Source organism: Achromobacter sp. GbtcB20 (assembly GCF_019091095.1).
In the GTDB taxonomy this organism is placed as follows: domain Bacteria; phylum Pseudomonadota; class Gammaproteobacteria; order Burkholderiales; family Burkholderiaceae_B; genus Achromobacter; species Achromobacter mucicolens.
In genome coordinates this window covers 116,217-136,945 of sequence record NZ_JAGXJZ010000002.1, presented here as the reverse complement: position 1 = coordinate 136,945, position 20,729 = coordinate 116,217, and the positions used below count along the sequence as shown (strand labels likewise).

At 66.5% G+C, this 20,729-nt stretch carries 18 protein-coding genes and 1 other RNA gene; 10 read left to right on the top strand and 9 right to left on the bottom strand.

The genetic code is table 11. The features are described from left to right. The first annotated feature begins 19 nt into the window (after positions 1-19). A complete protein-coding gene (locus tag KVT32_RS03440) occupies positions 20-1,444 on the top strand; it encodes a 4Fe-4S binding protein (protein WP_217617713.1) in 1,425 nt (474 codons plus the stop codon). A gap of 75 nt (positions 1,445-1,519) precedes the next feature. Further along, entirely contained in the window at positions 1,520-2,392 is an 873-nt protein-coding gene (locus KVT32_RS03435) for a PhzF family phenazine biosynthesis protein (protein ID WP_152383754.1), read from the top strand. A 92-nt stretch (positions 2,393-2,484) separates the two neighbouring features. On the opposite strand, the gene KVT32_RS03430 is transcribed toward KVT32_RS03435, so the two are convergent. The 5 genes from KVT32_RS03430 to cphA (KVT32_RS03410) all read right to left on the bottom strand — a co-directional run bounded on the left by KVT32_RS03430 (position 2,485) and on the right by cphA (KVT32_RS03410) (position 9,085). Next, complete coding sequence (locus tag KVT32_RS03430) at positions 2,485-2,823, bottom strand: BON domain-containing protein (protein WP_056322192.1); 339 nt, start codon at positions 2,821-2,823, stop codon at positions 2,485-2,487. A 74-nt stretch (positions 2,824-2,897) separates the two neighbouring features. Next, positions 2,898-3,062 carry a DUF1328 domain-containing protein gene (locus KVT32_RS03425; protein WP_006389411.1) on the bottom strand — a complete coding sequence of 55 codons (165 nt, stop codon included), beginning with the start codon at positions 3,060-3,062 and terminating at the stop codon, positions 2,898-2,900. Positions 3,063-3,089: 27 nt separating this feature from the next. After that, positions 3,090-3,290: a CsbD family protein gene (locus tag KVT32_RS03420; RefSeq protein WP_006218180.1), complete on the bottom strand. Its 201-nt coding sequence runs from the start codon at positions 3,288-3,290 to the stop codon at positions 3,090-3,092. 545 nt (positions 3,291-3,835) lie between these two features. Then, the gene (gene cphA / locus KVT32_RS03415; RefSeq protein WP_152383755.1) at positions 3,836-6,406 is read right to left on the bottom strand and encodes a cyanophycin synthetase; all 2,571 of its coding nucleotides are present in this window, start codon (positions 6,404-6,406) and stop codon (positions 3,836-3,838) included. A gap of 63 nt (positions 6,407-6,469) precedes the next feature. Continuing rightward, positions 6,470-9,085: a cyanophycin synthetase gene (gene cphA / locus KVT32_RS03410; RefSeq protein WP_152383756.1), complete on the bottom strand. Its 2,616-nt coding sequence runs from the start codon at positions 9,083-9,085 to the stop codon at positions 6,470-6,472. Between the two features lie 259 nt (positions 9,086-9,344). On the opposite strand from cphA (KVT32_RS03410), the gene KVT32_RS03405 reads away from it, so the two are divergent. Next, the gene (locus KVT32_RS03405; RefSeq protein ID WP_152383757.1) at positions 9,345-11,630 is read left to right on the top strand and encodes an ABC transporter ATP-binding protein; all 2,286 of its coding nucleotides are present in this window, start codon (positions 9,345-9,347) and stop codon (positions 11,628-11,630) included. 23 nt (positions 11,631-11,653) lie between these two features. Beyond that, positions 11,654-12,124, top strand: coding sequence for a DUF1854 domain-containing protein (locus KVT32_RS03400; protein ID WP_056322203.1), 471 nt, complete (start codon positions 11,654-11,656; stop codon positions 12,122-12,124). 29 nt (positions 12,125-12,153) lie between these two features. Here the strand turns inward: KVT32_RS03400 and KVT32_RS03395 are convergent, their stop codons facing one another. Continuing rightward, the gene (locus KVT32_RS03395; RefSeq protein WP_175156261.1) at positions 12,154-13,287 is read right to left on the bottom strand and encodes a GNAT family N-acetyltransferase; all 1,134 of its coding nucleotides are present in this window, start codon (positions 13,285-13,287) and stop codon (positions 12,154-12,156) included. Positions 13,288-13,383: 96 nt separating this feature from the next. Here KVT32_RS03395 and KVT32_RS03390 point away from each other — a divergent pair, with 96 nt between their 5' ends. The 5 genes from KVT32_RS03390 (at position 13,384) to KVT32_RS03370 (ending at position 17,725) form a co-directional block, all read left to right on the top strand. Beyond that, positions 13,384-14,208 carry a ferritin-like domain-containing protein gene (locus KVT32_RS03390; protein ID WP_217617712.1) on the top strand — a complete coding sequence of 275 codons (825 nt, stop codon included), beginning with the start codon at positions 13,384-13,386 and terminating at the stop codon, positions 14,206-14,208. A 15-nt stretch (positions 14,209-14,223) separates the two neighbouring features. Beyond that, complete coding sequence (locus KVT32_RS03385) at positions 14,224-14,940, top strand: MOSC domain-containing protein (RefSeq protein ID WP_152383760.1); 717 nt, start codon at positions 14,224-14,226, stop codon at positions 14,938-14,940. Beyond that, the gene (locus KVT32_RS03380) at positions 14,937-16,178 is read left to right on the top strand and encodes a lytic murein transglycosylase (RefSeq protein ID WP_152383761.1); all 1,242 of its coding nucleotides are present in this window, start codon (positions 14,937-14,939) and stop codon (positions 16,176-16,178) included. Before KVT32_RS03385 ends, KVT32_RS03380 begins: the two co-directional genes overlap by 4 nt. A gap of 128 nt (positions 16,179-16,306) precedes the next feature. Beyond that, positions 16,307-16,720 carry a YidB family protein gene (locus KVT32_RS03375; protein WP_056322216.1) on the top strand — a complete coding sequence of 138 codons (414 nt, stop codon included), beginning with the start codon at positions 16,307-16,309 and terminating at the stop codon, positions 16,718-16,720. A 90-nt stretch (positions 16,721-16,810) separates the two neighbouring features. Next, positions 16,811-17,725 carry a DUF4434 domain-containing protein gene (locus KVT32_RS03370; RefSeq protein ID WP_227741187.1) on the top strand — a complete coding sequence of 305 codons (915 nt, stop codon included), beginning with the start codon at positions 16,811-16,813 and terminating at the stop codon, positions 17,723-17,725. 417 nt (positions 17,726-18,142) lie between these two features. Here KVT32_RS03370 and KVT32_RS03365 read toward each other — a convergent pair whose 3' ends face one another. Beyond that, complete coding sequence (locus KVT32_RS03365; RefSeq protein ID WP_175156259.1) at positions 18,143-18,463, bottom strand: hypothetical protein; 321 nt, start codon at positions 18,461-18,463, stop codon at positions 18,143-18,145. On the opposite strand from KVT32_RS03365, the gene KVT32_RS03360 reads away from it, so the two are divergent. Further along, on the top strand, positions 18,462-18,710 hold the full coding sequence (locus KVT32_RS03360; RefSeq protein WP_152383764.1) for a hypothetical protein: 249 nt from the start codon (positions 18,462-18,464) through the stop codon (positions 18,708-18,710). The two genes, KVT32_RS03365 and KVT32_RS03360, sit on opposite strands and share 2 nt — an antisense overlap. Before the next feature lie 102 nt (positions 18,711-18,812). On the opposite strand, the gene ssrA is transcribed toward KVT32_RS03360, so the two are convergent. Both ssrA and KVT32_RS03350 read right to left on the bottom strand, forming a co-directional pair. Further along, positions 18,813-19,201, bottom strand: a transfer-messenger RNA (tmRNA) gene (gene ssrA, locus KVT32_RS03355). Positions 19,202-19,292: 91 nt separating this feature from the next. After that, positions 19,293-20,471, bottom strand: a complete 1,179-nt coding sequence (locus KVT32_RS03350) for an MFS transporter (protein ID WP_217617711.1) — start codon at positions 20,469-20,471, stop codon at positions 19,293-19,295. Positions 20,472-20,729: the final 258 nt, after the last annotated feature.

The window sequence follows — 20,729 nt, the reverse complement described above, 5'->3', positions numbered from 1 at the left end:
AATATTTGAAGGTTTGACCATGGCTGCTGCACTCGGGAGGGCAACCTCCCGCATCGCCGACTTCCTCCGTGACCATGCCCCGCTGTTGCGCAAGCTGCAGTGGGGCATTGTCGCGTTGTACGCGTTCCTGCTGATCGTGCCGGCGCTGCTGCCGCTGCCCGACAACGCGGCGTCGGTGTTCAACAACCTGACCGTCGTGGCGCAGTTTGCGTTTTGGGGCGTGTGGTGGCCGTTCGTGCTGATCTCCATGCCGATCCTGGGACGCGCCTGGTGCGGCTGGCTCTGTCCGGAAGGCATGCTGACCGAATGGGCCAGCGAGCGCGGCCAGGGCCGCGCCATTCCGAAATGGATGCGCTGGGGCGGCTGGCCGTTCGTGGCCTTCGCGTTGACGACCATCTACGGGCAGCTCGTCAGCGTCTACCAGTACCCGCTGGCGGTGCTGGCCGTGCTGGGCGGCTCCACCGTGGCGGCCATGATCGTCGGCTGGCGTTACGGCCGCAGCAAGCGTGTGTGGTGCAAGTACCTGTGCCCGGTCAATGGCGTGTTCAATCTTCTGGCCAAGCTGGCGCCGTGGCACTTCAAGGTCGACGAAGAAAAGTGGCGCCATCCGGTCATCCGCATCGAACCCATCAACTGTGCGCCGCTGGTGCCGCTGCGCCACATGAAGGGCGCGGGCGACTGCCACGTCTGTGGCCGCTGCAGCGGCTATCGCGGCGCCATCGCGCTCACGCCGCGTTCGCCCGAGGAAGAGATCGTGCACGTGGCCGATGGCGACCCGTGGCAAACGGCGTTGCTGTGCTTCGGCCTGATGGGCATTGCGATCGGCGCGTTCCTCTGGAGCGCCAGCCCCTGGTTCGTGACGGCCAAGCAGTGGGCCGCGACGTGGCTGGTCGAGCACGACATCCTGTGGCCGCTGATGGACAACGCGCCGTGGTTCATCCTGACCCATTACCCCGACGTGAACGACAGCTTCTCGTGGCTGGACGGCGCCGGCATCCTGCTTTTTGTCGTCGGCGCCACGGTGTGCGTGGGCGGCGCGACATTCCTGTCGCTGTGGATTGCGGACCGCATTGCGCCCGCTGCGCCCGTGCCGCAGGCGCCCCTTAATTCTCATGCTGCCCATGCGCCCGTATCGCGCTGGGGGCGGGCGGGCTTGCACAAGCTGGCGCAGGCGCTGATTCCGTCGGCCGGCATTGGCGTGTTCCTGGGCCTGTCCGCCACGACGATCACGTTGCTAAAGCATGAAGGCGTGCAGGCGGCATGGGCGACGCCGGTCCGGTTCACGCTGCTGACGCTGGCGGTGCTGTGGACGCTGCGTCTCTACGCCCGCCTGCTGAACGCGCGTCCGGTTGGCATGGCGCGCAAGCTCGGCGCGGGCCTGGTGCTGGCGGCAGGTCTGGCGCCGTTCTGCATCGCGTGGGTGCTGTTCTTCGCGGTCTGGTAAGCGGGCGTGCCAGCGCTGCGATAAAGTTGGGAACCGCGCCGGCGTTGCCGGCGTCATCCCTTTCAGCTTTTCGCCATGGCCACTTACGCGTTCCGACTTCTCAACGTCTTTGCCGATTCGACATTCAGCGGCAATCAGCTCTGCGTCTTTGAAGACGCCCGCGGCATGGACGACGCCACCATGCTCAATCTCGCGGCGCAATTCAATCTGTCCGAAACCACGTTCATCCTGCCGTCCGAGCGGGCGGACGCGCGCGTGCGCGTCTTCACGCCGGGCTTTGAAATGAAGTTTGCCGGGCATCCGGCCATCGGAACCGCGCAGGTCGTGCGTGACCTGCGGCAGGCCGAAGACGCGGTGACGCTGGAGTTTCAGGCGGGCGTCGTGCCCATGACGGCGCAGGGCGATGCCTGGACCTTCACCGCGCCTTGTCCGGACGGCGTGCGCACGGCCACGCCGGCGTTGGACCGCGCGGGCATCGCGCAACTGATGGGACTGTCGGAGGAAGACCTGGCAGCCGACCCGATCTGGGTCGACACCGGCGCGGACCAGTTGCTCGTGCCGGTTGCCAGCGTGGATGCAGTGCGGCGCGCGGTCCCGGACGTGTCGCTGCTGAACCGCTGGCAGGCCAGCGCCCTGGGGCGCAAGACGATGTATCTGTTCGCCTTCGACGAAGGCAATGTTCAGGCGGGGCGGCAGGTGGTGGTGTCCCGCTACTTCTATGCCAAGCCCGGCGGCAGCATCAACGAAGACCCCGGCACCGGTTCGGCCTGCGCCAACCTGGGCGGCTGGCTGCTGCATCGCAAGGCGGCGCTGCCGGCCTGCGTGCTGGTCGAGCAGGGCGACCGGACCGGCCGTCCGTGCCGCCTGCTGCTCGATGTTCCGGCGGACGGCCGCATCCTGGTGGGCGGTCGCGCGCTGGAAATCGGGCGAGGGACCGTTACGCTATAGCATTGGCGTTTTCCGGATCGCGAACGTGAAAACGGCGCCTGTGTTTTCACAGGCGCCGTTTTCAAATCCGGCGTCGAAAGTTCGATGCCTGATTACTTGCGGTTCTTGGCCGGATCAACCTTGATGTTGTTCTTGACCTGCTTCACGCCCTCGACGCCACGGGCGACCGTCGCGGCATGATCCGCTTCGGCAGCGGTACCGACCGTACCGGTCAGCGTGGCAACGCCGTTGTTGGTTTCAACAGCGATTTCCAGCGCGCTCAGCTGCTTGTCGGCCACGAAGGCGGCCTTGACCTTGGTGGTCACGGTGGCGTCGGACGCGTATTCACCCACGGACTGTTTCGGCTTGCCGTCGTCGGCGGCAAAAGCCATGGAAGTGAAGACAGCGCCCGTACCCAGTGCGGCGGCGGCGATCAGCTTGCGAATTTCCATAGTAATGCTCCTTTTTATTGGTGTTCAGCGCGTTCGAGACGCAATGACTAACTAAAAACGTTCAGGTGCTCGTTCTATTTCTTGCGGAAGGCGCCGCCCAGAATGGACAGCAGTGCCAGAACCAGAAAGACGAAGAACAGGATCTTGGCAATCCCCGCGGCGCCGGCGGCGATGCCGCCGAAACCCAGGACAGCCGCGATGATCGCGATGACGAAGAAAACTACGGCGTAATGCAACATGACAGCTTCTCCTGGTGTTTATGTAGATCAGGGATTACGGTCGAAGAAATCCCGGACTTCCTTTTGCGCCTCGTCCTTGGTCTTGCCGTAGCGCTCCTGGATCAGACCAGCCAGGCGTTCGGCATTGCCCTCGGTGCGGGTCAGCTCGTCGTCGGTGAGTTCACCCCAAGCCGCCTTGGCCTTGCCCGTCAGTTGCTTCCACTTTCCGGCGATGATGTCGTTGTTCATGGTGACCTCTCTCTGGTTACGTGCGGCGGCAGGTTCATGGCCTATGAAGCTGCCGTGACGCGGTGTGTTGGGTACTGATCAGCTAGGTTCTAAGCTACGAGTCGCCCCCTGGGGCTGTCAAACGACGCTGTGGAGAAATGTAACTGCGCCAATGTGGAAAAAGCCCCGTGTTTGAGACGAGAAATCGCGTCCCCGGAGCAAGGGTGCCGAGTTACATTTGAGCAACGATTTGACCCCTTTTGAGCGCGGCTAGTAACCGATCCGCTCGAACGCCAGCAATGGCGCGGGTGGCCGGGCGATCCGCGGGCCGGTATAGTCCACGGGGAACCGGCTGGCGGTTCGACACATCCGAAGGGAGAAAGCCCGCATGACGAAACGACTTTGCAGCGCGATCTTGCTGGCGCTGGGCGCCATGGCTGCCGTGGGATGCACCCATGTGACCGACAGGTATCAGGCTTCGGCGCCCGTGGCCGCGCCGCAGGGCTAAGGCGGTCAGGACAAAAAAACGGGGCGCCTGAGCGCCCCGTCTTCATCCCGCGACCCGGTCAGGGTTGCGCGATGCGCTGGGCGATGTGCGCCAGCGCTTCTTCCACCTGATCCACCAGGATCAGGCACAGATCGCCCGGGTTCAGACGCGACAGCGCCGTGTCGATGGCCAGGAACTCGCCGTGGATCTCGTCGATGTGCGTGGTGCGGCTGGCGCCCACCAGGCCCTGCTGCAGCAAGGCCAGCACTTCGCCGTCCTCGCGGCCGCGTTGGCATTGATCCTGGTAGAGCAGCACGTCGTCGAAGGCGGCGCCCAGGATCTCGGTCTGCATGCGGATGTCTTCGTCGCGGCGGTCGCCCGCGCCGCTGATGACGACCGAGCGGCGCTTGGCCGGCATGGCGTCCACCGCACGCACCAGCGCCTGGATGGCGTCGGGATTGTGGCCGTAGTCGGCGATCACGGTCGCGCCGCGGTAATCGAACACGTTGAAGCGGCCTGGCGCCGTCTGCGCATCGTTGACGAACGTGGCCAGCCCGCGGCGCACCACGTCCCAGCCCAGGTTCAGCGCCCATGCCGCAGCAATCGACGCCATCGCGTTCTCGACCTGGAAGGTGATCGTGCCGTTGCGGGTGAGCGGAATCTCGGCCAGCGGGAAGCGCACTTCGTCGGCGCCCTGCGCCGCCACGATGGCATCGCCATCGCGATACACCGACCGCAGGCCCTGCGCCCGGTGCGTGGCCAGCACGGGATGATTGCGGTCTTCGGCAAAGTAGGTGATCGCGCCCGGGCAGCTCGACGCCATTTCGGCCACGATCGGATCGGCCGCGTTCAGCACCGCCATGCCGCTCGGATGCACATGCTGGACGATCACGCGCTTGACCACGGCCAGGTCCTCGACCGTGCTGATGTAGCCCAGCCCCAGGTGATCGCCCATGCCGATGTTGGTGACGATGGCGACGTTGCAGCGGTCGAACGCCAGCCCTTCGCGCAGGATGCCGCCACGCGCGGTTTCGAACACGGCGGCGTCCACGTCCGGATGCATCAGCACGCTGCGCGCGCTGCGCGGGCCGCTGCAGTCGCCGGTGTCGATGCGCAGGTTGTCCACGTACACGCCGTCGGAGTTCGTCATCCCCACGCGGTTGCCGGCCACGCCCAGCAGATGCGCGGTCAGGCGCACCGTGGTGGTCTTGCCGTTGGTGCCCGCGACGGCCACGACCGGGATGCGGCCGTCCTCACCGTCCGCGAACATGTTGGCGATGATGGCTTCGCCCACCGCGCGGCCCTTGCCGAACGAGGGGTTCAGGTGCATGCGCAGGCCGGGCGCGGCGTTGACCTCGACCACGCCGCCGTGCTGCTCTTCGAGCGGGTAGTGCACGCTTTCGGCCACCACGTCCACGCCGCAAATGTCCAGGCCGATCATGCGGGCCGCGGACACTGCGCGCGCCGCCATTTCCGGATGGACCTCGTCGGTCACATCGGTGGCCGAGCCGCCCGTGCTGAGGTTGGCGTTGTTGCGCAGGAAAATCAGCGTGCCGGCGGGCGGCACGGAATCGGCGTCAAAGCCTTGTTTTTTCAGCGTCGCCAGGGCGATGTCGTCAAAGCGGATCTTGGTCAGCGACGTGGCGTGGCCATCGCCGCGCAAGGGGTCGGCGTTGACCTGATCGACCAGTTGGCGGATCGTGTGCTGGCCGTCGCCCGTGACTTGCGGAGGATCGCGGCGCGAGGCCGCCACCAGCGCGCCGCCGACCACCAGCAGGCGGAAATCGTGGCCGGGAATGTAGCGTTCGACGATGACCTCGGAACTGATTTCCTCGGCCACTTCAAAGGCCTGGATCACGCGCTCGCGGGTCTCGATATTGACCGCAACGCCGCGGCCCTGGCTGCCGTCGCGCGGCTTGACCACGACCGGACCGCCCAGTTCCTGCGCCGCTTCCCAGGCCTCTTCGGCGCTGGTTACGGAACGGCCCATCGGCACCGGCACGCCGGCGGCGTCCAGCAGCATCTTGGTCAGGTCCTTGTCTTGCGCGATGGATTCCGAGATGGCGCTGGTCAGATCGGTTTCCGCGGCCTGGATGCGGCGTTGCTTGCTGCCCCAGCCGAACTGCACCATGCTGCCTTGCGTCAGGCGGCGGTACGGGATGTTGCGCGCCGTGGCGGCGTTCACGATGGAGCCGGTGCTGGGTCCCAGGCGGACGTCTTCGTCCAGTTCGCGCAGACGCTTCAAGGCGTCGGCGATGTCGAACGGCGTGTCATCGAGCGCGGCGCGCACGAGGTCCTGGGCCAGTTCCATGGCCAGCTTGCCGACTTCTTCTTCGCTGTACTCGACCACGACCTGGAACACGCCGGGCTCGATGGTGGAGGCGGTGCGGCCGAACGTGACGGGGCAGCCGGCGTGCGCCTGCATCGTCAGCGCGACGATCTGCAGCACATGCGCGATCGACACCGCGCCCTGATGGCCTTCGGGACGCAGCAATCCGGTCTGCGGCAGGCGCGCGCGCAGGCGGGCTTCGAACTCGGGCAGGTTATCGATGGAGCATTCGGCATCGCTGCAAGACACGATGGCCTCGATGGCGGTGTTCTTGCTCCACAGGTTGGGGCCGCGCAATGCTCGGATACGGGAGACTTCCATGGCAGGGTTTCCTGTCGTCTGGCGCGCGTCCGCCACGGGGGGGCGGACGCGTGCGCAATAGTGTCAGTGTTGTTGGATCCAGCGGCGGACCAGGTCGATGGTCGGGCCGGAGAACGCCTCGTCGGACTGCAGCAGGGCGAAGTCGCCGCTTCCGATGCCATCGAGCACGCTGGCGATGGCCTTGCCGTGGTCAGGCTCTTCCTGGATGTCCTTGACGCGGCTGCCCTGCGCCAGGCCCTGGCGCAGCAGCGCGCGCGCCTCGCCCTCGGGTCGCTTGCTGCGCACCGTCGCGTCGTCGTAGAGGACCACGCGGTCGAAGGCGTCGCCCAGCAGCTTGCCTTGCTCGATCAGGTCTGCGTCGCGGCGGTCCGCGCCGGCCGAGTAGACCGCGGCGCGCTTGGCGGAAGGAAACTGCTCGATGGCGGCGATCAGCGGGCGCAGCGCCGACGCGTTGTGCACGTCGTCCACGACGACGGTCGCGCCATTGCGCTCGAACAGCGTGAACTGCCACGGGGCATCCGCCTGATCGATGTCGAAGGTCTCGATGCCGGCGCGGATCAATTCAACGGGAATGTCCAGCGCCCAGGCCGAACCCACGGCCGCCAGCACGTTTTCGACCTGGAAGGCCACGCGGCCGCCGTGCGTCAGCGGAATGGCGGCGACGTCGGCCAGGCGTTCCTCATGGCTGCCTCGGGCCAGCACGATGCTGCCGTCGCGCACGAATACCGCGCGCCCGTCCTGGGCCAGGTGCTGCACGATGGCGGGCAGGGCGGGGTCGATGCCAAAGAAGATCACGGAACCGTCGCAGAGCTCGGCCATTTCGACCACGCGCGGATCGCGTGCATTCAGCACGGCCACGCCATCGGGCAGGACGACGTCGACCTGCGTGCGGAACACGTTGAACAGGCGCTCGGTTTCGTTGATGTCGTAGTCGCCCAGATGGTCGCCGTCATCGATGTTGGTGACGACGCCGACCTGGCAGCGGTCGTAGGCCAGGCCTTGGCCCAGGATCACGCCGCTGTCGTTCTCGATGACGGCGGCGTCCACGTTGCGGTTCATCAGAAGGCGCGTGCCCGACGCGTAGTCGGCGCGGTCGCCCTTTTGCACCAGGCGGCGGTCCAGATACAGGCCTTCGCTGCACGCCAGGCCCGTGCGCTTGCCCGACAGGTGCAAGAGGCGCGCCACAAGGCGGGCGACGACGGTCTTGCCGTTGGTGCCGGTCACGCCGACGATGGGAATGCGGCCAGCCTCGCCCTCCGGGAAGAGGTGATCGACGATGGCGCGGCCCACCGGGCGCGGCGCGCCGTCGGCGGGCTTCAGGTGCATCAGGAGACCCGGGCCGGCGTTGACTTCGACGATGGCGCCGCGCTGTTCGTCCAGGGGGCGCGTAATGTCTTCGGCCACCAGGTCCACGCCGGCAATGTCCAGGCCGACGATGCGTGCCGCGAGCGTCACAGTGGCCGCGACGCTGGGGTGGACGCGGTCGGTCACGTCGAATGCGACGTTGCCGCTGCGCTGCACCAGCACGCGCTGGCCCTCGGGTGGAACGCTGTCTTCGGTGAAGCCCTGGCGCGCGATTTCCAGCCGGGCGGCGGAATCCAGGCGCACAAAATTGAGCGGATGGTTCTCGGTGCGGCCGCGGCGCGGGTCGGTGTTGATCTGGCTATCGATGAGTTCGGTGACCGTGGACTTGCCGTCGCCCGTGACCCACGCCGGTTCGCCGGCGGCAGCGGCGACCATGCGGTTGCCCACCACCAGCAGGCGGTGTTCGTTGCCCAGCACGAAGCGTTCAACGATGACGCCGCTGCCTTCGTCCACGGCGACGCGGTAGGCCGACACCACTTCCTCGCGGGTCGTCAGGTTGGTGAAGACGCCGCGGCCATGGTTGCCGTCGTAGGGCTTGACCACCACGGGCAGGCCGATGTCTTCGGCGGCGTCCCAGGCGTCTTCCTCGCTGTCGACCAGGCGCCCTTCGGGCACCGGCACGCCGCAGGTCGACAGCAGCTCCTTGGTCAGGTCCTTGTCGCGCGAGATGCCCTCGGCGATGGCGCTGGTGCGATCGGTCTCGGCCGTCCAGATGCGGCGTTGCGCCGAGCCGTAGCCGAATTGGACGAGGTTGCCCTCAAAAAGGCGGATATACGGAATGTCGCGGTCGTCGGCCGCATCCACGATGCACGCGGTGCTGGGGCCGAGGCAATGGCGGTCGACCAGGCTGCGCAGCTTGGCGACGGTGGCGGACACGTCGAACGGGCGGTCTTCGATGGCGGCCATGACGAGGTCGCGCGCTTCGTTCAGCGCGGTGCGGGTCACCTGTTCCTGCCAGGCGCGCACCACGACTTTATAGACGCCGCGCTTGGAGGTTTCGCGCGCCTTGCCGAAGCCGCCGCGCAGGCCAGCCAGGTTCTGCAGTTCAAGCGTGACGTGCTCGAGAATGTGGCCGGGCCAGGTGCCTTCCTTCAGGCGGGCCAGAAAACCGCCTCGCACGCCGGGGCTGCACCGGTGCTCGATCAGGGTCGGCAACCATTCGGTCAGGCGCTCATAAAATCCGGGAATCGTGTTGGAGGGGTAGTCCTCCAGTTCGCCGATATCCACCCATGCTTCAAGGACCGGACGATACGTCCAAATGTTCGGGCCGCGCAAAGCCACGACATCGATAAATTCAATGTCTTTCTTTTTCATGTTTTAATTCGCTCGAGAAGCAGGTTGGCACGCGCGGACGCCCCTATGCAAGACCGCGATTTTATTGGGGTTGCGCCTAAAGAATAATGCCAACGAGTGGGGGATCCCAGATGTTCCTAATTAGAAAAATCGGCTGATACTATACGACGCCTTCATGGCGTGAACTCGTTGTGTTGTAAGGAAGGGACACGTTTGCCGCCCCTGGCGTCAAACCGGTTGCCGCCTAGTAGGGCAGAGTCCTGGCCCGGTATGCGTTCCAATGAAAAAACCAAACCTGCTTTCCGGCCTTGCCGACGCATTTCCTGCCCGCTGGCGGGATGAAATCCGCACCGAACTGGCGGATGACGAAACCCTTCTGGCCTGGGTCGAAATAGACCTCGATCAGCGCTTGAAGTTCCAGCCGGGGCTGGTCGCCGTCACCGATAAACGGCTGATCGCCCGCCTTCCCGACGATTCCGGTTGGGAATCCTGGCCATATGGCCCCCAACTGAAGCTATCCCTCACCGACCATGCCGGCGCCGCCGTGCTGGAACTGCATGACGACAGCGCGCGCCTTGCTGTCTGGCGGTTCACGCTGGCGTGCAATCCCGCGGCGTTGCGGCTTTTGGCGCAGTTTGAAACCCAGCAGTCCATCCGTTTGTCGGGCAAACAGGCCGAAGCGCTGGAAGAGCGCACCTGCACCATCTGTAATAACGTCATTCCTGCGGGCGAGGAAGAATGTCCGACCTGCAACCAGGAACAGGCCGCGCCGTCGACCACCTGGGCGCTGCTGCGGTTGTGGCGGTTTGCGCGGCCCTATCGCGGCCCGCTGTTTGCCGGCTTTCTGCTGACATTGCTGGGAACCGCGGCCACGCTGGTGCCGCCGTACCTGACGATGCCCTTGATGGACGACGTGCTGATCCCGTTCCAGAACGGCGCACCCATCGATTACAGCCTGGTGCGCCTGTATTTGGGCGGTCTGTTGGGATCGGCGATCCTGGCGTGGGGGCTGGGCTGGGCGCGCACGTACATTCTGGCGTGGGTCAGCGAACGTATCGGGGCCGATCTGCGCACCACCACTTATGCGCACTTGCAGCAGCTTTCGCTTGAGTATTTCGGCGGAAAACGCACTGGCGACCTGATTTCGCGCATCGGCAGCGAAACCGACCGCATCTGCGTGTTCCTGTCGCTGCACCTCTTGGACTTCGCCACCGACATCCTCATGATCGCCATGACGGCGGTCATCCTGATCAGCATCAATCCGTGGCTTGCGCTCGTCACGCTGGTGCCGCTGCCGTTCATCATCTGGATGATCCATGCCGTGCGCGACCGCCTGCGTCACGGCTTCGAAAAAGTCGACCGCATCTGGTCCGAGATCACCAACGTGCTGGCCGACACCATTCCCGGCATTCGGGTGGTCAAGGCGTTTGCGCAGGAAAAACGCGAGGTCGCGCGCTTTCGTGAAGCCAACAACCGCAACCTGGAAGTCAACGATCGCGTCAACACCACGTGGTCGCTGTTCTCGCCCACCGTCACGCTGCTGACCGAAGTCGGTTTGCTGGTGGTGTGGATCTTCGGCATCTGGCAGGTCTCGCAAAAGCAGATCACCGTGGGCGTGCTGGCCGCGTTCCTGGCGTATATCGGGCGTTTCTACATGCGCCTGGATTCCATGAGCCGCATCGTGTCGGTCACGCAAAAGGCCGCTGCCGGCGCCAAGCGCATCTTCGACATCCTGGACCATGTGTCCAGCGTGCCCGAGCCGCAAAACCCCGCCAAGCTGCCGCACATCAATGGCCGCATCGAGCTGCGCGACGTCGGTTTCCGCTATGGCAACCGCCAGGTCATCCGCGGGCTGAACCTGACTATCGCACCGGGCGAAATGATCGGGCTGGTGGGACACAGCGGTTCCGGCAAGAGCACGCTGATCAACCTGATCTGCCGCTTCTACGACGTATCCGAAGGCGCGGTGCTGGTCGATGGTGCCGACATCCGTTCGGTCCGCGTGGCCGACTACCGCCGCAATATCGGGCTGGTGCTGCAGGAGCCGTTCCTGTTCTTCGGCACCATTGCCGAGAACATCGCCTACGGCCGGCCTGACGCCACCCGTGACGAGATCGTGGCCGCGGCGCGCGCCGCGCATGCGCACGAGTTCATCCTGCGCCTGCCGCACGGCTACGACTCGCTGGTGGGCGAACGCGGTCAGGCCTTGTCGGGCGGCGAACGCCAGCGCATCTCGATCGCGCGCGCGCTGTTGATCGATCCGCGCATCCTGATCCTGGACGAAGCGACGTCGTCGGTGGACACCACGACCGAGAAAGAGATTCAGAAGGCCCTGGACAACCTGGTGCGCGGCCGCACCACGATTGCGATCGCGCACCGCCTGAGCACGCTGCGCAAGGCCGACCGCCTGGTGGTCCTGGACCGCGGCCAGATCGTGGAGCAGGGCCCGCACGAAGAACTGATGGCCCGCGAGGGCGCCTACTACCGCCTCTATCAGGCGCAGGCGCGCCAGGCGGAAGCCGACGCCCAGGCGTCGGGCAGCGAAGACATGGCCGCCGTGGCCTGACGCGGAAACGGAATAACCTCGCCATGACCTTGCCGTTCTTTCAATTGCGCCGCAACGCCTTTGGCCGGCTGGAGTTCCAGTCCGCCGACGGCGAATCGCATGAAGGCGTCCTGCCGGTGCGCGCCTTCCCGATCAGCGAGGCGGGCCGCGGCCTGTCGCTGGTGACCAGCGACGGGCATGAGCTGCTGTGGATCGAACACCTGTCCGACGTCCCCGCCGAGCCGCGCGCCCTGATCGAAGAAGAACTCGCCAGCCGCGAGTTCATGCCCGAGATCCGCAAGCTGACCAGCGTGTCCACCTACGCCACGCCCAGCGTCTGGAAGGTCGAGACCGACCGCGGCGCCACCTCGTTCACGCTGCGCGGCGAGGAAGACATCCGCCGCCTGTCCGCGCAGACGCTGCTCATCGCCGACAACCACGGCATCTTCTACCTGGTGCGCGACATCCAGTCGCTGGACAAGCACAGCCGCAAGCTGCTGGACCGGTTTCTCTGACGGTTCAGGCGGGCTTTTTAAAGTCGGTGTCAGACACGCGGCCCCTTGAACGGCGTATGCGATTCCAGTTCGCCCAGATAGTCCGTCACTGCCGCGGTTTCCTCGTCCAGGAAGTTCTGGATCGCCTCGGCAAAACCCGGGTGCGCCACCCAGTGCGCTGACCACGTCGGCGTAGGCAGCAGCCCGCGCGCCATCTTGTGTTCACCCTGCGCGCCGCCTTCGAAGCGCGCAATGCCATGCGAGATGCAATACGCGATCGACTGCATGTAGCACGTCTCGAAATGCAGTCCCGGCACGTATTCCGTCGCGCCCCAGTAGCGCCCGTACAGGGCGTCGCCGCCCGCCAGGTTGAGGGCACACGCCACCGGCTCGCCGTCGCGTTCGGCCAGGATCAGCACGAAGGCGTCGGGCTGGTCGCGATGAGCCTGCTCGAAGAACTCGCGGCTCAGGTAGGGCGGGTTGCCGTGGTTGAAGTAGGTGCGGCAGTAGCAGCTGTAGAAGAAATCCAGTTCCTCCACGCCAATTTCGCCGCCGCGTAGCCAGCGGAACGCGAGGCCCGCTGCCGCGACCTTTTTGCGGTCCTGGCGGATCTTCTTGCGCTTGTCGTGGCTCATGGCGGACAGGAACGCGTCGAATTCGGCGTAGCCCGCATTGGTCCAGTGAAACTGCACGCTCTCGCGGATCATGAAGCCGGCATCCCGCAACGCGCGCACGTCGGCGTCGATGGGGAACAGCAGGTGCAGCGACGACACGTTGACCTCTTCGGCAAACGCGACCAGCCCGCGCACCAGCGTCGCGCGGTCTTCGTCGTTGGCCGCCAACAGCCGCGGGCCGGTGACCGGCGTGAACGGGATGGCCGACAACAGCTTCGGGTAGTAGCGCATGCCGTGCCGCTGAAAGGCGTCGGCCCACGCGTAGTCGAACACATACTCGCCGCGCGAATGCGACTTCAGGTAGAGCGGCACCGCTCCGGCCAGCACATCGTCCCGCCACAGCGCCATGAAATGCGGCGCCCAGCCCGTCTGGCGCGACGCGCAGCCGGTCTCGTGCAGCGCCAGCAGAAAGGCGTGGCGCAGAAAAGGCTGATCCCCGGCCAGCGCGTCCCATTGGCGGGCGTCGATGCGGGATAGATCGGTTTCCAAGGTAAGGCGCAAGGGATCCATCCGCGAATGATAAAGTCTTCGGCAATGCCTGGCGTGCAAGCCATGGCAATGACAGGGATTTGAGGCGCCCAGGCGGCGCCCGGGAACGACGGCAACATGGACAGCAGCAAGACGGCCCCCGGCGGGCAGGAGGACGATGCGCGTTGCATCCGCGCGCAGGCGCTGGCGGCGCTGGCCGCCACGGCATGGCCCGAGAAGCTGGCGCGCGTGCACGCCATTGCCGACGATGCGCGGCTCGATTGCGCACGCGTCTTTGCGCCGGTTGCGGGATTGCCTGGCCGCCCGCCGCGGCCCGAACTGGTCCCGCCGGCCCAGGTCAGCCAGCGTTCCATGGCCACGCAGGAGGGCCGCGCGGCGCTCTTGCACGCGCTGGCCCACATCGAGTTCAACGCCGTGAACCTGGCGCTGGACATCATGTGGCGTTTTGCCGGCATGCCCGAGGCCTTCTACCGCGACTGGCTGCGCGTGGCGCGCGAAGAGGCGCTGCATTTCGACCTGCTGCGCCAGCGCCTGGACGCGCTGGGATTCGTCTATGGCGACTTCCCCGCGCACAACGGCTTGTGGGACATGGCCGAGCGCACGCGGGACGACCTGCTGGCGCGCCTGGCGCTGGTGCCGCGCACGCTGGAAGCGCGCGGTCTGGACGCGTCCCCCATGATCCGGAACAAGCTGGCGGGCGCGGGCGAGGCGCAAAGCGCCGCCATCGTGGACATCATCCTGCGCGACGAGATCGGCCATGTCGCGATCGGCAACCATTGGTACAAGCAGCAGTGCGCGCTGGCGGGCAGGGAGCCGGTTGCCTGCTACGCCGAACTGGCGGCGCGCTATCAGGCGCCCCGCCTGCGTGGCCCCTTCAACCTGGAGGCGCGGCGCGCCGCTGGATTCGACGACGACGAGCTTGCCGCGCTACAGGCCGGCTGATTGGAAGACGGAAAGATGAACATCACGATCGAGGCCCTGCTGACGGGCGCGGTGCGGCCGCTGGGCGATTCGGGACGCGATAGCGGCATCGACAAGCAGCCGGTTGCCGAACGGCGCTGGCTGGGCCTGGAAGGGCTGGACGGGGACGAACAGGCGGACCGGCGCTTTCATGGCGGCCCGGAAAAGGCGTTGCATCACTATGCGCGCGACCACTATCCCGCGTGGCGCCAGGCGCTGGGCGAACGCGCCGTGCTGCGTGCGCCCGGCGCCTTCGGCGAAAATCTTTCCACGACCGGCATGACCGAAAGCGACGTATGCGTGGGCGACATCTATCGCGCGGGCACGGCGCTGATCCAGGTGTCGCAGGCGCGCCAGCCATGCTGGAAACTGGACCACCGGTTCCAGCACAAGGGCATGGCCGCGCAGGTTCAGGCCAGCGGCATGACGGGCTGGTATTACCGCGTGCTGCAGACGGGCTGGCTGTCGGCTGGCGACACCCTCACGCTTGCGCAGCGGCTGCATCCGCAATGGACGCTGGCGCGCGTGCAGGACATCCTGAACCGCCGGGTGCTCGCTCCCGACGTGCTGCACGCCCTTGCCGCGCTGCCCGAACTGTCGCCCAACTGGCGTGCCCTGTTTGAAAAGCGCGCCCGTGCCGGTGAAGTCGAAGACTGGACGCGGCGCCTGCAAGGCGATGCCGCGATCGCACCTCCCAAGGAATCCCAAGCATGAAATCCCTGTTGAGCGGCGCGCGCGCCCGCGCCGCGGTGACGACCGCCGCAATGACGACCGCCGCGCTGATCCTGCCCGCGCCTGCGGCGCTGGCGGCCGACTCCTTTGCCGCCTGCCTGTCGACACTGCGGGCGCCCGCCTTGAAGGCCGGCGTCTCGGGCGCGACGTTCGACACGCATACCGCCCAGCTTGTGCCCGACATGGCGGTGATCGATCTGCTGGACGCGCAGCCGGAATTCAAGACGCCCATCTGGGACTACATGGCGGGCCTGGTGGACGACGAGCGCGTGGCCGACGGGCAGGCCGGCATGGCGCGCTGGCAGGCCGAGCTGGACCGGGCCTCGGTGCGCTATGGCGTGGACCCGGCCACCATCGCCGCGGTGTGGGGCGTGGAAAGCAATTTCGGCCGCACGCTGGGCGGCCGGCCGTTGCTGACCTCGCTGTCCACGCTGTCGTGCTACGGCCGGCGGCAGGCGTATTTCCGCGGCGAGTTCTTTGCCACGCTGAAGATCATCCAGGACGAGCACATTGCGCCCGAGCGTCTTGTCGGATCCTGGGCGGGCGCCTTCGGCCAGACGCAGTTCATGCCGTCCACCTACCTGCGGCTGGCGGTGGACTTTGACGGCGATGGCCGCCGGGATCTGGTCGACAGCGTGCCGGATGCGCTGGGGTCGACGGCCAATTTCCTCAAGCGCGCGGGCTGGAATCCGGGACTGGTCTGGGGCTATGAGGTCAAGCTGCCGGCCGGGCTGGATACAGCCGGGGCAGGCCGCAAGAACAAACGCCCGATGTCCGCGTGGGCCAGACAGGGCGTGACGCGCGCCGACGGGCAGGCGTTGCCGGCGGGCGACACCCCTGCCGGGCTGCTGCTGCCGGCCGGCCGCAACGGCCCGGCGTTCCTCGTCACGCGCAACTTCGACGCCTTGTACTCGTACAACGCGGCCGAAAGCTACGCGCTGGCGATCGCGCATCTGTCGGACCGTTTGCGGGGCGGCGGTCCGCTGTTGCAGGCCTGGCCGACGGACGATCCTGGCCTGTCACGCGCCGAGCGGCGCGAACTGCAGCGCCTATTGATCGCCCGGGGTTACGACCTGGGCGAACCCGACGGCATGATCGGCGCCCGCACGCGCCAGGCCTTGCAGGCCGCCCAGCGCGAACTGGGGCTGCCGCCGGACGGGCGCGCGGGCCAGAAGGCGTTGAAGGCGCTGCGGGCATCGGCCGCGCCGGCCAAAGGCTGAACCGGATCGCGAGGCCGCGCGCGCGATTTACAACTTTTGCAAAGTCGTCGCCGGCGGCAACAGCATTGACGCACACCGCGCTTTTCATGGGCCTATACTGATTTCCCGACTTTTTCAGGAGCGCGGCAATGAGCCTATTGGACACTTTGGCCTCGATGGCCGGCGGCGGTCAGCAAGGCGGATCGGCCTCGCTGCTGCCCGCGCTGATCGAACAACTGAACAAGTACCCCGGCGGCCTGACCGGGCTGATCGCCAGCTTCCAGAAGGGCGGACTGGGCGAAGTCGTGGCGTCCTGGGTGGGCACGGGCCAGAACCTGCCCGTCAGCCCGAGCCAGCTCGGCGCCGTGCTGGATCCCGGCGTCGTGAACGAACTGGCCGCCAAGACGGGGCAAGACGAGAGCGCCGTGCTGGATTCCCTGTCGGCCCTGCTGCCGCAACTGGTCGACAAGGCCACGCCTGACGGCGCGGTGCAACCCGGCCAATCCTTCAACCCGGCCGATCTGCTGGGTTCGCTTTCGGGCATTTTCGGCAACCGCGGATAAGGGCAGGGCAGTCTTCTGGAACATCCGCGGCTCAAGTCCCCCCTGCGCCGGCGCCTGTTTCAGGCGCTGGCCCTCGGCGCGCTGGCGCCCTTGGCGGCATGCTCGCCGCCAGTTTCCGTAAATGCCACGTTCCTGCAGCTCTGGCGCAGCCACGCGGACCTGACGCCTGACGACTGGCGGCTGCGGCTGCGCAGTTTCCGCCGGCTGGGCAGCCGCGAGATCTTCCTGCAATGGACCGGCCTGGAAGGCGGGCGGCCAGACGACTGGATGGCGCCCGGCGCGCTGCTGGACACGCTGTTCGACGAAGCCGCGCACCAGGGCCTGGGCATCCACGTCGGCCTGCCGTACGACCAGCGCTGGTGGGACGTGCTGGCCCGGGGCGACACCCCCGCGCTGGCCGCCTTCCTGGACCAGACACGCGAGCGCGGCAGCGCGTACATGCGCGAATCCGGCTGGAACCAGCGCCGCGCCTTCCGCGGATGGTATCTGCCGTATGAGCTGGAACAGTACAACTGGGCGTCCGACGAGCGGCAGTCGCTCTTGCTGCCGTGGCTGGACGCGCTATCGCGCGCGGCGCAGGAGACCAGCGGCAACGTGCCCTGCATCTCCACCTATTTCAGCCGGCTGCCGGGCAACGGGTCGCTGGCGACACTGTGGAGCCGCATTCTTGACCACGTGGGTATCCATCCCATGATCCAGGATGGCGTGGGCGTGGCGGGAATGGACAATCTGCGCGCGCTGGCGCCGCTGCACGACATGCTGCTGGAACGCCGTGCGTCGTTCGACCTGATCCTGGAGCTCTTCGAGGAACTGCCGTCGGGGTCGACTGACGGCTCGACGTTCAAGGCCCGTTCGGCCGACTTTCCCCGGGTGTACGAGCAATGGGAAGTGGCGCGCGGCTATGGCGCCAAGCGCATCGTGGCTTTCGCGCTGGACCCGTGGGTGATCGGCGATACGCCCGAGGCGCAGGCCTTGATGCAGGCCTGGATGGACGCGCGCGTCTGACGCGCGCCGCGTCAATTGAAGCTGTGGCCGATGATTTCCAGCATGACCTCGCTTGTGCCCCCGAAGATGCGCAGCGCGCGCGCATTCGCCTGTTGAAGCGGGTGTTCTGGTAGTCGATCACGCGGCCGCATGACCGAAGTCGCCGCCTGCCCCATAGGGGTCCGGCAGCGCGCAGTTGAGCAACCCCTCTTCACCCGAGCGCCGCCACAGCGCGCGCGGAGTCACGCCACCGGCTTCCTACTCGGCATAGTGGGGTGCGATCTCGCTGGCAATGAAGCGCGTGACTGGGTTGCAAGGCCGGCACTGTCGTCGATGGCGCTGAAGGACAGCCTGCCGCCGTCGCGCCGCGGCACCAGCGTGCTGAACGTGTCGGGCGCCACCTGCAGCGTGCCGGCGAGCTTGCCGTCGATGCGCACGTCAAAGGGCTGGTTGCCCCTGCACGATGGCGTAGGTGGTGGCTTGCCGGTCTGGGCCGATCTCCTGCACCGGACCTTGGGCGACCTGCGCCTGCAGCGGATTCACGTGCGGATTGATCGCCCGCACAAACGAGGACCGGCGGCCCAGCGTGTGCGTCCAGTCCGCCAGTTCGATGCGGTAGCCGTGCAGCTTGATCTGGTCGTCGATGCGGCAGCCGGATGGGGGCAGGCTGACGCGGGCAGCCCAATGCGAGTAAGGTACGGGGAAGGCCTTATTGCCCGGCACACCGGCCTGTGCCGCCAGCAGGAACCCGCACACCATGAAGACACATCACGCAGCGATGCGGCTGCTCCTTGCCGGAGCAGCCCTCGCCTCCCTCGCAGCCTGCGCCGACACGCCGCAGCAACCGCGCAGCAACGTGGACTACCGCAGCCGGCCGTTGGATTCCCCCGCAGGGGCAGAATCCAACCCGTCCGGTCAGCGCCTGACCATCCAGTCCGGCGAGGGCGAACGCTTGAATCTGCCGTGGTTCATTGAGGGCGCGCAAGACTGGATCAACCGGCAGTGACGCCGCAATGCCGGCGCGCCAGCCGGGCCCAGACGAAAAAAATCCTCAAGGATTTGCACCCTTGAGGATTTTTGGTTTCAGCTGACGTTGCTGAACGGAATTTGGTGGAGCCGGGGGGAATTGAACCCCCGTCCGCAAGCCCTCCGCAACCAGTTCTACATGCGTAGTCGATTTATTTGGTTTTAACTTTGGACTTAGCCAACCGACAGGCCGGACCAAAGCGATTCACGTAATTTAAATCTGAGCCGTGTGACCCCAGCGCAGACCGATTCCTTGTGAATGTCGCTGCTGCGGTTCGAGGGTTACCCCCCTAGGAAGTTGCCTTCCTCCGCCTGACCCAAGGACAGATCAGTGCAGCGGCTCACCGCTTAAGCGGCGAGAGCGAAACGCTCGTCGTTGGCGTTTGTAGTGTTCCAGTGGTTTAACGAGCGTACTGGTGCTCGGCATGCCCTGAGTTGTTTCGCGACCCACGTCGAATCCGGATCGGCCCCAAGAACCTCTATTGTACTGTCAAACGCAATAGCCTGCCATCGCGCAATTGCCCGCCGGAACCGGCGTGGCGGCCTGGACACCGGCGCCGGCTCAGACGGCGTTGGCGCACGCCGCCTTGGACTGACGACGGCCGCGCGCCGCCGCCATCATCAGCGCGGCCAGGCCCACGGAAACCGCCACGATGATGGCGGCTGCGCCGCCCAGCGCCGTCAGGCCGTAGTGGTCGATCACGTGCCCGCCCACCACGGCGCCCAGGCCGATGCCGATGTTGGCGCCCGAGATGTTCAGCGACGCGGCAAAGGCGGGCGCTTCGGGGGCGGACTTCATCAGCCGCACGTGGCAGACGATGAACAGCGCGGCCTGGGCGATGCCCCAGATTCCCAGCGCCACGGCCAGCAGGCCATGCGACTGCATGGCGGGTGCAACGAACGTCAGGCCCACGGCCATCAGCGCCGAAAAAAGGGCCGTGGCGCCCAGCGGGCTGCGGTCCACGAGGCGCCCGCCCAGCGTGTTGCCGGCCAGTCCGACCGCGCCGAACGCCATCATTGTCCAGCCGACGGTCTCGCCGTCAAACCCGCCCATGCGCTCGAGCATGTCGGCCAGGTAGGTGTAGGCGGTGAACATGCCCGTGAACACCAGCAGCGACAGCAACACGTGACTGACCACCATGGGATCGCGCAGGATGCGCAATTGCGTGACCAGGCGCACGCTGTCGGCCCTGACGCGCGTGCTGGGAAAGGTCAGGAGCAGCAGCAGGGCCTTGGCGAATGCCACCGCGGACAGCACCCAGAATGCGGCGCGCCATCCGAAGGCGTCCGAGATCAGCACGCCGATGGGAATGCCGAACACCGTGGCGGCCACGATGCCGAAGGCCACCGTCGAGATGGCGCGTCCGGCGCGTGCCGGTCCCACCAGTTCCACGGCGGTGGCGCTGGCCAGCGACCAGAACACCGGCAGCGCCAGCGCCGGCACGAAGCGGGCGATCGCCATGATCCAGATGTTGGGCGCCACCGCCGCCAGCGCATTGGACAGCCCAAATAGCACCAGCACGCCGATGAACAGGCGCTTGCGCTCCATGTTGGCCATGAGGGCGGTGAGCAGGGGGCCGGTCGCCGCGACGGTGAAGGCGAACAGCGTCACCAGCAGGCCGGCCTGGGAAACGGTCACGTTCAGGTCGCGGGCGAGGCCGGGCAGGAGGCCCACGATCAGGAACTCGGTGGTCAGGATGGTGAAGCCGGCGGCGGAAAGAAGCAGGATGGGCAAAAGCATAGGCATTCCTTGGGCGCGAGGCCGGAAGGCGCCGCGCGTGCAGGGAGTTGAAGGCAAGGTCTAAAAGGTCTGGCGTGCGCCACGCCAGGCGGGCGGGGCACGGTGCGACGGGATGCTGAGGGCCGTCAGCACGGGGAAGTCGCCGCAGCCTGCTTGGGCCACGACGCCGGCATGCGCCGGTAGCGAAGCGATCCGAAAAAACCGGAGCGCGGTGTACGGTTCACACTTTAGGGGAGATTGCGGGGCGGATAAAGCCCC

Bases quoted from the DNA above. Each gene is read 5' to 3' on its own strand.
- KVT32_RS03440 (WP_217617713.1), top strand. From the start codon at position 20: ATGGCTGCTGCACTCGGGAGGGCAACCTCCCGCATCGCCGACTTCCTC.
- KVT32_RS03435 (WP_152383754.1), top strand. From the start codon at position 1,520: ATGGCCACTTACGCGTTCCGACTTCTCAACGTCTTTGCCGATTCGACA.
- KVT32_RS03430 (WP_056322192.1), bottom strand. From the start codon at position 2,823: ATGGAAATTCGCAAGCTGATCGCCGCCGCCGCACTGGGTACGGGCGCT.
- KVT32_RS03425 (WP_006389411.1), bottom strand. From the start codon at position 3,062: ATGTTGCATTACGCCGTAGTTTTCTTCGTCATCGCGATCATCGCGGCT.
- KVT32_RS03420 (WP_006218180.1), bottom strand. From the start codon at position 3,290: ATGAACAACGACATCATCGCCGGAAAGTGGAAGCAACTGACGGGCAAG.
- cphA (WP_152383755.1), bottom strand. From the start codon at position 6,406: ATGGAAGTCTCCCGTATCCGAGCATTGCGCGGCCCCAACCTGTGGAGC.
- cphA (WP_152383756.1), bottom strand. From the start codon at position 9,085: ATGAAAAAGAAAGACATTGAATTTATCGATGTCGTGGCTTTGCGCGGC.
- KVT32_RS03405 (WP_152383757.1), top strand. From the start codon at position 9,345: ATGAAAAAACCAAACCTGCTTTCCGGCCTTGCCGACGCATTTCCTGCC.
- KVT32_RS03400 (WP_056322203.1), top strand. From the start codon at position 11,654: ATGACCTTGCCGTTCTTTCAATTGCGCCGCAACGCCTTTGGCCGGCTG.
- KVT32_RS03395 (WP_175156261.1), bottom strand. From the start codon at position 13,287: ATGGATCCCTTGCGCCTTACCTTGGAAACCGATCTATCCCGCATCGAC.
- KVT32_RS03390 (WP_217617712.1), top strand. From the start codon at position 13,384: ATGGACAGCAGCAAGACGGCCCCCGGCGGGCAGGAGGACGATGCGCGT.
- KVT32_RS03385 (WP_152383760.1), top strand. From the start codon at position 14,224: ATGAACATCACGATCGAGGCCCTGCTGACGGGCGCGGTGCGGCCGCTG.
- KVT32_RS03380 (WP_152383761.1), top strand. From the start codon at position 14,937: ATGAAATCCCTGTTGAGCGGCGCGCGCGCCCGCGCCGCGGTGACGACC.
- KVT32_RS03375 (WP_056322216.1), top strand. From the start codon at position 16,307: ATGAGCCTATTGGACACTTTGGCCTCGATGGCCGGCGGCGGTCAGCAA.
- KVT32_RS03360 (WP_152383764.1), top strand. From the start codon at position 18,462: ATGAAGACACATCACGCAGCGATGCGGCTGCTCCTTGCCGGAGCAGCC.
- KVT32_RS03365 (WP_175156259.1), bottom strand. From the start codon at position 18,463: ATGGTGTGCGGGTTCCTGCTGGCGGCACAGGCCGGTGTGCCGGGCAAT.
- KVT32_RS03350 (WP_217617711.1), bottom strand. From the start codon at position 20,471: ATGCTTTTGCCCATCCTGCTTCTTTCCGCCGCCGGCTTCACCATCCTG.